Origin of the sequence: Neisseria sp. P0018.S001 (assembly GCF_051957355.1) — a bacterium.
Taxonomy (GTDB): domain Bacteria; phylum Pseudomonadota; class Gammaproteobacteria; order Burkholderiales; family Neisseriaceae; genus Neisseria; species Neisseria subflava_A.
On the sequence record NZ_JBQCWN010000007.1, the window covers coordinates 113,404 to 125,310 of the forward strand.

Sequence of the window (11,907 nt, forward strand, 5' to 3'; positions counted from 1 at the left end):
TTACCTTACGTTTTTCAATGCCAAGCCCAAGCCTTGCAGGTAGGCGATAACAGCGTCCAGCTCTGATTTGTTGGCCAGCATTTCAGGTGCTTTGGCAATTTCTTCATCGCTGTAAGGTGTACCCACTTTACGCAGGGCTTTCATATGCGCCACAGTTGCCTCGGCATCGACTTTATTGCGTGCGAGCCATGGAAATGCAGGCATATTGGACTCCGGCACAACGTCGCGCGGGTTCAGCAGGTGGATGCGGTGCCATTCATCGGAATAACGGCCGCCGACACGAGCCAAATCCGGACCGGTACGTTTAGAACCCCATTGGAACGGATGGTCATAAACAGACTCACCGGCAACGGAGTAGTGGCCGTAACGTTCAGTTTCTGCACGGAATGGACGAATCATTTGAGAGTGGCAGTTGTAGCAGCCTTCGCGCACATAAATATCGCGACCTGCCACTTGCAGGGAGTTATATGGTTTCACGCCGGGTGCAGGTTCAGTAACTGCCTTGGAGAAGAACAGCGGGACAGCCTCGATCAGAAGGCCGACGCTGACTACAAGCAGGGTGAATACAATCAGTACACCGACTTTTTCTTCAGCTAATTGTTGCAATTTCATTTTGGTAGCCTATCTTTCTTATTATTAGTGGTGTTGGGTTTGAGAAACCGCAGGAATCTCAGCATCAACCGCTTTACCACTGATAGCAGTACGGTAAACGTTATATGCCATGATGCACATACCGCTCAGGTACAGAAGACCGCCGGTGAAACGAATCATGTAGTAAGGCATGGTACGTTTTACAGATTCGACAAAGGAATAAGTCAGTGTGCCGTCTTCGTTCAAAGAACCCCACATCAGGCCTTGCATCACACCGGCAATCCACATCGCGGCGATATACAGAACCACACCGATGGTTGCAATCCAGAAATGCGCTTCAACCAATTTGGTGCTGTACATTTCGTTTTTACCGAAGAGGCGTGGGATCATGTAGTAAACGGAACCGATGGTTACGAAGCCTACCCAACCCAATGCACCGGCGTGAACGTGTGCAACAGTCCAGTCAGTATAGTGGCTCAGAGCGTTAACTGTTTTGATAGACATCATCGGGCCTTCGAAGGTAGACATACCGTAGAAGGACAGAGATACGATCAAGAATTTCAAAATCGGGTCGGTACGCAGTTTGTCCCATGCACCAGACAGAGTCATGATACCGTTGATCATACCGCCCCAAGAAGGTGCGAACAGGATCAAAGACAATACCATACCCAAAGATTGAGTCCAGTCAGGCAATGCGGTGTAGTGCAAGTGGTGAGAACCTGCCCACATATAAGTGAAAATCAAAGCCCAGAAGTGAACAACGGACAAGCGGTAAGAGTAAATAGGACGGCCTGCTTGTTTTGGTACAAAGTAGTACATCATACCCAAGAAGCCGGCTGTCAGGAAAAAGCCCACTGCATTGTGGCCGTACCACCATTGAACCATCGCATCAATCGCACCAGAGTAAACTGGGTAAGATTTCATCAAACCGGCAGGGATGCTGATATTATTGACGATGTGCAACAGCGCAACGGCCAAAATAAAGCCGCCGTAGAACCAGTTGGCAACGTAAATATGTTTGATTTTACGTTTGGCAATCGTACCGAAGAATACGATAGCGTAGGCAACCCACACCAGCGTAATCAAAATATCGATAGGCCATTCCAACTCGGCGTATTCTTTACCTTGGGTGTAACCCATAGGCAAGCTGATAGCCGCAGCCACGATGACAGCCTGCCAACCCCAGAAGGTAAATGCAGGCAACCAACCGCCAAACAGACGGGTATTACATGTACGTTGAACAACGTAGTATGATGTACCGATCAGACCGCAACCACCGAATGCAAAAATAACCGCATTGGTATGCAGCGGACGCAGGCGACCAAAGTGGAACCAAGGTCCAATTTCAGATAAATCAAGGGATGGAGCAAATAATTGGGCGGCTACAATTACACCGACCAACATGCCCACAATACCCCAAACTACAGTCATGATGGCAAACTGGCGCACCACTTTGTAGTTATAAGTTTGTGTGTCCATGGAAGTCTCCATAAATTATGGGTATAAAAAATTTTTATCTCACCCCAACCCTTACGTTTATGAAAAGCGCAATACGGCTAAGGCTCAAATTTTTCTAAATTTAACATAGACACCACAACATGCCAAGCAAAATTACATTCCACATTGCATAAAACCTTTAGTGAGAGATAATCTCATTTCTTTTATAATCAATAAATTATTTAAACATATCCAATAAATCGGACACAGCATTTTTTCAAGCCCCCTTTTTCGTACAAATTTATTGATATAGATTAAACCTAACCTTTAAAAACACTTATCCTTAATAAACTTTAGCAAACTATGCAATAGCTATGATTAATTACAAAATTACCCCCAACTTTCTGTCTCATGAATGGCACATCACCTTATCATTCACTCAACCCAATGATTTTGAAACAGAAATCAGCCTGCCAAACTGGGTTCCCGGCAGCTACCTCATCCGTGACTTTGCCCGCCACATCACGCACATCAGCGCGCGTTGCAACGGCAAAGCCCAGCCGCTGACACAAACCAGCAAAAACCATTGGCAAATCCCTGCTCTCAGTGGAGAGTGGGAAATTTACTACACCGTCTACGCATTCGACTTGTCTGTACGCGGCTCATTCCTCAGTACCGAGCGCGGCTTTTTCGACGGCGCATGCCTCTTCTTAAAAGTACATGAACAAGAGGAACAACCGCACCAAGTCGAATTTCCTACCCTGCCACACACATGGCAGATAGCCACAACCCTGCCCAAAATTTCGGCGACCACTTTTCAGACGGCCTCATATGCCGAGCTTATTGATCACCCCATTGAAACAGGCATCATCGAATTCCTCGACTTTAAAGCACAAGGCATTCCCCACCGTATTGCATTAAGCGGTATTTACCCTGATTTCGACCGCACCCGCTTCCTCGCCGATATTCAAAAAATCTGCGAAACCGAGTTGGCGATGCTCCCCTCCCCTGCCCCGTTTACCGAATACCTTTTTCTACTACATCTGGGCGACAACCTCTACGGCGGACTGGAACACATCAGCAGCACCGCCCTACTCGCCGACCGCCACAGTCTGCCATCTTACGATATGGGCGAAGCCGACAAAGCCTATACCGAACTGCTCGGCCTCTTCTCCCATGAATACTTCCACGCATGGAACGTTAAATCCATCAAACCGGCCGTCTTCGCACCTTACAATCTCGACCAAGAGAACTACACCGAACAACTTTGGGCATTTGAAGGCATTACGTCCTACTACGACGACCTCTTTCTAGCCCGAAGCAAAACCATCAGCCCCGAAGCCTACCTTACCCTGCTTGCACAAAGCATCACACGCGTACAGCAAACACAAGGCCGTCTGAAACAAACCCTTGCCCAATCCAGTTTCAGCGCATGGGACAAGTTCTACAAACAAGACGAAAATAGCCCCAACGCCATCGTCAGCTACTATCAAAAAGGTGCACTGGCCGCACTTTGCCTCGACCTCATCATCCGTGAAAAAAGCCAAGGCAAATACACCCTCGACAACGTAATGCAGCAACACTATCGTGACTGGTGCAACACCCATCAAGGCATACCCGAAAAACACTGGCAAACCCGTTGCCAAGAAATGACCGGTTTAGATTTAGAAACCTTCTTTCAGACGGCCTTATACAGCACCGAAGACCTTCCGCTCGCAGAATGCCTACAAAGCGTAGGTGTCAAACTCGACTTTATCCCCCTGCCACGCCAGCACGGCGGAGCATTTGCAAGCGAACCCCAATCGGTTGCCCCCGCCAACGATTTGGGCGCACGTTTCAAACAAAGCAGCGACCATGCCGTCCTGACTCATGTATTTAATGGCGGCAGCGCAGAAAATGCCGGACTCTGCCCGCAAGACAAAATCATCGCCTTAGGCGGCTATGCCTGCAATGACCTTGCAGCGCAGTGGAGCAAACTGCCTATCGGCACGCGCACCACCATCCATTTCTTCCGCCAAGGCCTATTGCGCGAAACCAGCATCACAGTTCAAGCAGCAGAAGCCAATACTGCCCTGCTGCACATTACCGATCGCCAAAAACTCGAAAACTGGTTGTACAATCATTAAATAAAACTTCAAACGGCCTGCCACTTCCTAGGCCGTCTGAAATCAACATATCCGCTCAATATAAAGAAAGGAAAAACTATGCCTATCCATAAACTGACCGACTCCCTCTATATTGCCCCCCAACTAACCGAAGCCGATGTCCAAGAAGCCGTACGTCTCGGCATCCAAACCGTTATCTGCAACCGACCGGACGGCGAAGAAGAAAACCAACCGGCTTTTGCCGAAGTGCAAAACTGGTTTAAAGAGGCCGGCATCAACCAATTCTCACACCAGCCCGTTGTTGCGCCTCAAATCAACGCAGCCGATGTTGCAGCCTTCCAAAATCTGTTGCAACAATCTCCGACTCCCATTCTTGCCTTCTGCCGTACCGGCACTCGCTGCTCCCTGCTTTGGGGTTATCATCAAGTGCAACACGGCTCATCCGTAGCCGAAGTAGTTGCCGCAGCCGAACAGGCTGGCGTCAATCTCAGCAACTTTGAAGCCCGCCTGCAAGAAGCCAAAGATAAAGGTTTGGCTTAATACTTAATTTATGTATAAATAGCAGCCTTTAAACCAATCAGGCCGTCTGAAACCAATTCTTTCAGACGGCCTGATGACTTTTATTCACAATCAAACCTTATTCTTAATTTATTTCCACTATTCTAAAAATATATTTTCTAAATCAAACCCGAATTGACCTGTATCAATACCCTAACCCTATTTTCATTTATAATGCCTTTCAATGCTTCAGGGCCAAGCCCGAATCCTCCAGTTTTCCTCTATAAGAGCCAGCTCTCTTATTAAATGATTTTTCTTTCCTCTTGATGTGTGTGTGTTTGGGTGTGGCCGAAAGCCACCCCCTTTTTTTTATACCTACCCTGAGACCTTTGCAAAATTCCCCAAAATCCCCTAAATTCCCACAAAGACATTTAGGGGATTTTCCATGAGCACCTTCTTCCGGCAAACCGCACAAGCCATGATTGACAAACACATCGACCGTTTCCCACTATTGAAGTTGGATCAGGTAATTGATTGGCAACCGATCGAACAGTACCTGAATCGTCAAAGAACCCGTTACCTTCGAGACCACCGCGGCCGTCCCGCCTATCCCCTGTTGTCCATGTTCAAAGCCATCCTGCTCGGACAATGGCACAGCCTCTCCGATCCCGAACTCGAACACAGCCTCATCACCCGCATCGATTTCAACCTGTTTTGCCGTTTTGACGAACTGAGCATCCCCGATTACAGCACCTTATGCCGCTACCGCAACTGGCTGGCGTAAGACAATACCCTGTCCGAACTGCTGGAACTGATTAACCGTCAACTGACCGAAAAAGGCCTAAAAGTAGAGAAAGCATCCGCCGCCGTCGTTGACGCCACCATTATTCAGACCGCCGGCAGCAAACAGCGTCAGGCCATAGAAGTCGATGAAGAAGGACAAGTCAGCGGCCAAACCACACCGAGTAAAGACAGCGATGCCCGTTGGATAAAGAAAAACGGCCTTTACAAACTCGGTTACAAACAACATACCCGTACCGATGAGGAAGGCTATATCGAGAAACTGTACATCACTCCCGCCAATACCCATGAGTGCAACCATCTGTTGCCTTTGCTGGAAGGTATTGCCGAAGGTACGACCGTCTATGCCGACAAAGGCTATGACAGTAAGGAAAACCGGCAACATCTGGAAGGGCATCAGTTGCTGGACGGCATTATGCGCAAAGCCCACCGCAACCGTCCGCTGACGGAAGCGCAAACCAAACGCAACCGCTATTTGTCGAAGACCCGTTATGTGGTCGAACAGAGCTTCGGTACGCTGCACCGTAAATTCCGCTATGCGCGGGCAGCCTATTTCGGGCTGCTCAAAGTGAGTGCACAAAGCCATCTGAAGGCGATGTGTTTGAACCTATTGAAAGCCGCCAACAGGCTAAGTGTGCCTGTTGCCGCCTAAAAGGTGGCCCGGATGCCTGCTTATCGGGTATTCGGGGAGGATTAAGGGGGTATTTGGGTAAAATTAGGAGGTATTGGGGGAGGGAAATAGCCAAAAACTTGTGTTTGGGTTCCGGCTGTCGGGGGAAGGGCTTTTTTGCAAAGGTCTCAGACGGCATTGGCCAACGCACGCAGTGCCGGGGTGGACGACATCGTTTCCTTCAGCGTTGCCGATGTGCAGTCCGTCCGGCCGAACGGCGTGGGCGGCATTATGTTATCCAATCCGCCCTACGGTGTGCGCCTTGAGGAAGTCCACGCTTTGCAGGCACTTTATCCGCAGTTGGGTACGTGGTTGAAAAAACACTATACCGGCTGGCGAGTCGGCATGTTTACCGGCGACAGGGAAATGCCCAAATTCATGCGCCTGTCGCCAAAACGCAAAATCCCACTTTATAACGGCAACCTCAATTACCGCCTGTTCCTGATTGATATGGTGCAGGGATCGAACCGTTGAGGAAAGTGTACAAAAATGCCGTCTGAAAAATGTTCAGACGGCATTTATTTTTCGGAATCAACCCCGCTTCAATACGGAAGTGTTGATGTAGCGTTGGTTGATTCTGCAATTACGACGACTGAAGAAACAGCACGCGTCCTTGCGCAGGAGGGATTACTCAATACTGACAACAATAATCCCGACTATCGTTTTTATGTCAGCGATATTCCTTTGAAATTCAGAACGATAGGCGAACGTTTTCTGGGTAGGACGATGGATCAGATCGAAATGGTGTCTTTGGGTTAGGCAAGGTTTGCTCAAACACCCGCATATCCGGAGTAAGAATGTGCGGGTGTTTTTTGTGAAGGTTCGTCAGAAAATGTTTGCAAATTACATTTTAAGTTAATAAAATATAAATTATTATCATTTTTAAAAAAGTTGATATGAAAAATTCACTTATTGCCCAAGCAGCCGGTATCCTGCCTGTGCTACTGCTTTCTGCCTGCGCGGGCGGCGGCAGTTTCGATTTGGACAGCGTGGAAACAAAACAGCACAACCCGCAGTCCGAAGCACCGAAATACCAAGACGAACAGACTGAAAAACCGGCAAAATCCGATGAAGCGCAGGCGGCGGAAAACGACCGTCCGGTTTACGGTTTTGCAGCCAAAATACCGCGTCGGAACTGGCACCCGAAAAATAAAGAAGATCATAAGGCATTATCAGAAGCGGATTGGGAGAAATTAGGTGCGGGTGAGCCGGGTGAGTTTCCCCAAAAGAATGAGATTTTTGCGATGGATAAGGGTACGCTGAACGAATCCATCACAACGGGCGACGGCAAAAGCCGTGTGGAAGGATACACGGATTTCCAATATGTCCGCTCGGGCTATATCTACCGCAACGGTGCCAATAAAATCGATTTCAAAAACAATATCGCCCTTTCCGGCGCGGACGGCTACCTTTTCTACAAAGGCAGCAATCCTTCCCAAGCTCTGCCGATGGGCAAGTCGATTTACAAAGGCACTTGGGATTATGTAACCGATGCCAAGGAAAAACAGAAGTTTTCCCAGTTGGGTAATTCGCAAGCGGGCGATAGGTACGGGGCTTTGTCTGCCGAGGAAGCGGATGTGTTGCGCAATAAAAGCGAGGCACCGGAAGGTCAGACCGATTTTGGGCTGACCAGCGAATTTGAGGTGGACTTCGCCGCCAAGACCATGACCGGCGCGCTCTACCGCAATAACCGAATTACCCATAACGAAACCGAAAATAAAGCCAAACAAATTAAACGTTACGACATTCAGGCTAACCTGCACGGTAACCGTTTCAAAGGTAAGGCGTTGGCTGCAGATAAAGATACTGGGAACGGTCATCCCTTCGTTTCTGATTCTGATAGTCTGGAAGGTGGTTTCTACGGGCCTCAGGGCGATGAGTTGGGCGGCAAGTTTTTGGCAAATGATAAGAAAGTGCTTACCGTATTCAGCGCGAAACAGAAAGACGGTGCAGAAAAACCATTGGCTGAAACCTTTATGGACGCTTACCGCATCGGTGCGGATTTTGTGAAAAAACAAATAGACAGCTTCGGCAACGTGGCCAAACTGCTGATTGACGGCGTAGAGCTTACGCTTGTGCCGTCCGAAGGCACTCAGACGGCATTCCAACATGTATTTGAGAAAGACGGTGTGAAGGTGTCGGTATGCTGCTCCAATTTGGATTACCTGCATTTCGGGGTGTTGGAACACGGCGGTTCGCACGATATGTTCCTGCAGGGCAGCCGTACGCCGGTTTCCGATATGCCTGTAACGACGGGAGAGACGGTATATCGCGGTACATGGTTGGGTACTATTGTTAATGGTACGAGCTGGAGTGCCGAACCTTCCAATAAGGAAGGCGGTAACCGGGCGGAGTTTAAAGTTAATTTTGCCGAGAAAACCCTCAACGGTATGCTGACGGCGAAAGACCGCATTGCCCCCGTATTCACCATCACTGCCACGATTCAGGGCAACGGTTTTTCAGGTGTAGCGAAAACCGGTGAAAACGGCTTTGCATTAGATCCGAAAAATACCATCGATCCGAAACGGACGAATATCCGTGCAGATGTGTCCGGCGGCTTCTACGGCAAAACCGCCATTGAGATGGGCGGATCGTTCTCCGGAAATACATTGGAGGGAGAAAGCGGCAAGGCGGCAGTGGTATTCGGTACGAAACGCCAACAGCTTGTCCGGTAAACTGGGCTGCCGGTTGCCAGAGGAAAGTTCTTCAGACGGCATATCGGCTTTAAATGCCGTCTGAAGGCAGTAAGTAGAGAAATGATATGAAACAGCAACATTTGTTCCGATTAAATATTTTATGCCTGTCGCTGATGACTGCGCTGCCTGCTTATGCGGATGTTTTACCGTCTGGACAAGTGTGGGAAAAGCAGCTCGATACCGTGCAGGTCAATGCGAAAAAACAGAAAACCCGCCGTGATAACGAAGTAACCGGGCTGGGCAAGCTGGTCAAATCTTCCGAGACGCTAAGTAAAGAACAGGTTTTGAATATCCGAGACCTGACCCGTTACGATCCGGGTATTGCCGTGGTCGAACAGGGTCGGGGCGCAAGTTCCGGCTATTCAATACGCGGCATGGATAAAAACCGCGTTTCCTTAACGGTAGACGGCGTTTCGCAAATACAGTCCTACACCGCGCAGGCGGCATTGGGTGGGACGAGGACGGCGGGCAGCAGCGGCGCAATCAATGAAATTGAGTATGAAAACGTTAAGGCCGTTGAAATCAGCAAGGGTTCGAATTCATCAGAATACGGAAACGGCGCATTGGCAGGTTCGGTCGCATTTCAAACCAAAACCGCAGCCGACATTATCGGAGAGGGAAAACAGTGGGGCATTCAGAGTAAAACTGCCTATTCTGGAAAAGACCATGCCCTGACACAGTCCCTTGCGCTTGCAGGACGCAGCGGCGGCGCGGAAGCCCTCCTTATTTATACTAAACGGCGGGGGCAGGAAATCCATGCGCATAAAGATGCTGGTAAAGGTGTGCAGAGTTTCAACCGGCTGATGCCGGTCGAGGATACCCATCCGTACGCAAATTTCATTGTCGAGGAGGAATGTTCCAATGGATATGCGGCCTGTAAAGACAATGCGAAAAAAGATGCTTTGGCCAAAGATGAGCGCAAAACCGTCAGCACGCAGGATTATACCGGCCCCAGCCGCTTCCTTGCGGACCCGCTTGAGTATGGCAGCCAATCATGGCTGTTCCGACCGGGTTGGCATTTGGACAACCGCCATTATGTCGGAGCCGTTCTTGAACGTACGCAGCAGACCTTTGATACACGGGATATGACTGTTCCTGCCTATTTTACCGAGGCCGATCTGAATGAAAGTGTCCGGAGAAACGGTACGCCGAGCGGCTTTGGCAAATATTCGGGCAATAATAAGGCCGAAAGGCTGTTTGTTCAGGGAGAGGGCGGTACATTGCAGGGTATCGGTTACGGTACCGGCGTGTTTTATGATGAACGCCATACTAAAAACCGGTACGGGGTCGAATATGTTTACCATAATGCTGACAAGGATACCTGGGCCGATTACGCCCGACTTTCTTATGACCGGCAAGGTATAGATTTGGACAACCGTTTGCAGCAGACGCATTGCTCTCACGACGGTTCGGATAAAAATTGCCGTCCCGACGGCAATAAACCGTATTCCTTCTATAAATCCGACCGGATGATTTATGAAGAAAGCCGAAACCTGTTCCAAGCAGTATTTAAAAAGGCATTTGATACGGCTAAAATCCGTCACAATTTGAGTATCAATCTAGGGTACGACCGCTTTAAGTCGCAATTATCCCACAGCGATTATTATCTTCAAAACGCAGTTCAGGCATATGGATCGAAAATCCCGGAAGGGGCGCAGTCACCCAACGGAAGCCAAGGCAAACCGTATTGGGTGTCTATCGGCAAGACCACGGTCAATACATCGCCGATATGCCGTTTCGGCAATAACACCTATACAGACTGCACACCGAGGAATATCGGCGGCAACGGTTATTATGCAGCCGTTCAAGACAATGTTCGTTTGGGCAGATGGGCGGATGTCGGAGCAGGCATACGTTACGATTATCGCAGTACGCATTCGGAAGATAAGGGTGTCTCTACCGGCACTCACCGCAACCTTTCTTGGAACGCAGGCGTAGTCCTCAAGCCTTTCACCTGGATGGATTTGACTTATCGCGCTTCTACGGGCTTCCGTCTACCGTCGTTTGCCGAAATGTACGGCTGGAGAGCCGGGGAGTCTTTGAAAACGTTGGATCTGAAACCGGAAAAATCCTTTAATAGAGAGACAGGTATTGTATTTAAAGGGGACTTCGGCAATTTGGAAGCCAGCTATTTCAACAATGCTTATCGCGACCTGATTGCATTCGGTTATGAAACCCGAACTCAAAACGGGCAAACTTCGGCTTCTGGCGACCCCGGATATCGAAATGCTCAAAATGCACGGATAGCCGGTATCAATATTTTGGGTAAAATCGATTGGCACGGTGTATGGGACGGGTTGCCGGACGGGTTGTATTCCACGCTTGCCTATAACCGTATCAAGGTCAAAGATGCCGATATACGCGCCGACAGGACGTTTGTAACTTCATATCTCTTTGATGCCGTCCAACCTTCACGATATGTATTGGGTTTGGGTTACGACCATCCTGACGGAATATGGGGCATCAATACGATGTTTACTTATTCTAAGGCAAAATCTGTTGACGAACTGCTAGGCAGCCAGGCGCTGTTGAACGGTAATGCCAATGCTAAAAAAGCAGCATCACGGCGGACGCGGCCTTGGCATGTTACGGATGTTTCCGGATATTACAATATCAAGAAACACCTGACCCTGCGCGCAGGCGTGTATAACCTCTTCAACTACCGGTATACCACTTGGGAGTCTGTAAGGCAGACTGCCGAAGGAGCGGTCAATAGGCACAATAATGTCGGCAGGTATAACCGCTACGCCGCACCGGGACGAAATTACACCCTGACTTTGGAGATGAAGTTTTAACCTAAGCAACCGTGCATCAAGGCAATAGGAGACCTTTGCAAAATTCCCCAAAATCCCCTAAATTCCCACCAAGACATTTAGGGGATTTTCCATGAGCACCTTCTTCCAGCAAACCGCACAAGCCATGATTGCCAAACACATCGACCGTTTCCCACTATTGAAGTTGGATCAAGTGATTGATTGGCAACCGATCGAACAATACCTGAATCGTCAAAGAACCCGTTACCTTAGAGACCACCGAGGGCGTCCCGCCTATCCCCTGTTGTCCATGTTCAAAGCCGTCCTGCTCGGACAATGGCACAGCCTCTCCGATC

The 11,907-nt window shown here is 49.1% G+C and carries 6 protein-coding genes and 4 pseudogenes; 8 read left to right on the forward strand and 2 right to left on the reverse strand.

What is annotated here, in order from left to right; all coding sequences use genetic code 11:
• Together ccoO and ccoN are read right to left on the reverse strand one after the other, a co-directional pair.
• A complete protein-coding gene (ccoO, locus tag ACTHTJ_RS06675) occupies nucleotides 1–612 on the reverse strand; it encodes a cytochrome-c oxidase, cbb3-type subunit II (protein WP_070584861.1) in 612 nt (203 codons plus the stop codon).
• Nucleotides 613–636: 24 nt separating this feature from the next.
• Complete coding sequence (gene ccoN, locus ACTHTJ_RS06680) at nucleotides 637–2,070, reverse strand: cytochrome-c oxidase, cbb3-type subunit I (RefSeq protein ID WP_210389040.1); 1,434 nt, start codon at nucleotides 2,068–2,070, stop codon at nucleotides 637–639.
• A 332-nt stretch (nucleotides 2,071–2,402) separates the two neighbouring features.
• On the opposite strand from ccoN, the gene ACTHTJ_RS06685 reads away from it, so the two are divergent.
• The 8 genes and pseudogenes from ACTHTJ_RS06685 to ACTHTJ_RS06720 all read left to right on the forward strand — a co-directional run.
• On the forward strand, nucleotides 2,403–4,154 hold the full coding sequence (locus ACTHTJ_RS06685) for a M61 family metallopeptidase (RefSeq protein ID WP_070584857.1): 1,752 nt from the start codon (nucleotides 2,403–2,405) through the stop codon (nucleotides 4,152–4,154).
• Nucleotides 4,155–4,232: 78 nt separating this feature from the next.
• Nucleotides 4,233–4,673 (forward strand): TIGR01244 family sulfur transferase, encoded by a 441-nt coding sequence (locus ACTHTJ_RS06690; protein ID WP_070584856.1) that lies wholly within the window; start codon nucleotides 4,233–4,235, stop codon nucleotides 4,671–4,673.
• Nucleotides 4,674–5,076: 403 nt separating this feature from the next.
• A pseudogene (locus ACTHTJ_RS06695) lies at nucleotides 5,077–6,084 on the forward strand (IS5 family transposase).
• Nucleotides 6,085–6,231: 147 nt separating this feature from the next.
• A pseudogene (locus ACTHTJ_RS06700) lies at nucleotides 6,232–6,576 on the forward strand (class I SAM-dependent RNA methyltransferase); the annotation flags it as partial.
• An 84-nt stretch (nucleotides 6,577–6,660) separates the two neighbouring features.
• Nucleotides 6,661–6,861, forward strand: a pseudogene (locus ACTHTJ_RS06705) (glutamate racemase); the annotation flags it as partial.
• Nucleotides 6,862–6,998: 137 nt separating this feature from the next.
• Nucleotides 6,999–8,777 carry a transferrin-binding protein-like solute binding protein gene (locus ACTHTJ_RS06710; RefSeq protein ID WP_070585025.1) on the forward strand — a complete coding sequence of 593 codons (1,779 nt, stop codon included), beginning with the start codon at nucleotides 6,999–7,001 and terminating at the stop codon, nucleotides 8,775–8,777.
• 86 nt (nucleotides 8,778–8,863) lie between these two features.
• A complete protein-coding gene (locus ACTHTJ_RS06715; protein WP_070585027.1) occupies nucleotides 8,864–11,593 on the forward strand; it encodes a lactoferrin/transferrin family TonB-dependent receptor in 2,730 nt (909 codons plus the stop codon).
• Between the two features lie 91 nt (nucleotides 11,594–11,684).
• Nucleotides 11,685–11,907 (forward strand): annotated as a pseudogene (locus ACTHTJ_RS06720) (IS5/IS1182 family transposase); the annotation flags it as partial.

Coding starts and splice junctions, on each gene's coding strand:
- ccoO (WP_070584861.1), bottom strand. CDS start 612: ATGAAATTGCAACAATTAGCTGAAGAAAAAGTCGGTGTACTGATTGTA.
- ccoN (WP_210389040.1), bottom strand. CDS start 2,070: ATGGACACACAAACTTATAACTACAAAGTGGTGCGCCAGTTTGCCATC.
- ACTHTJ_RS06685 (WP_070584857.1), top strand. CDS start 2,403: ATGATTAATTACAAAATTACCCCCAACTTTCTGTCTCATGAATGGCAC.
- ACTHTJ_RS06690 (WP_070584856.1), top strand. CDS start 4,233: ATGCCTATCCATAAACTGACCGACTCCCTCTATATTGCCCCCCAACTA.
- ACTHTJ_RS06710 (WP_070585025.1), top strand. CDS start 6,999: ATGAAAAATTCACTTATTGCCCAAGCAGCCGGTATCCTGCCTGTGCTA.
- ACTHTJ_RS06715 (WP_070585027.1), top strand. CDS start 8,864: ATGAAACAGCAACATTTGTTCCGATTAAATATTTTATGCCTGTCGCTG.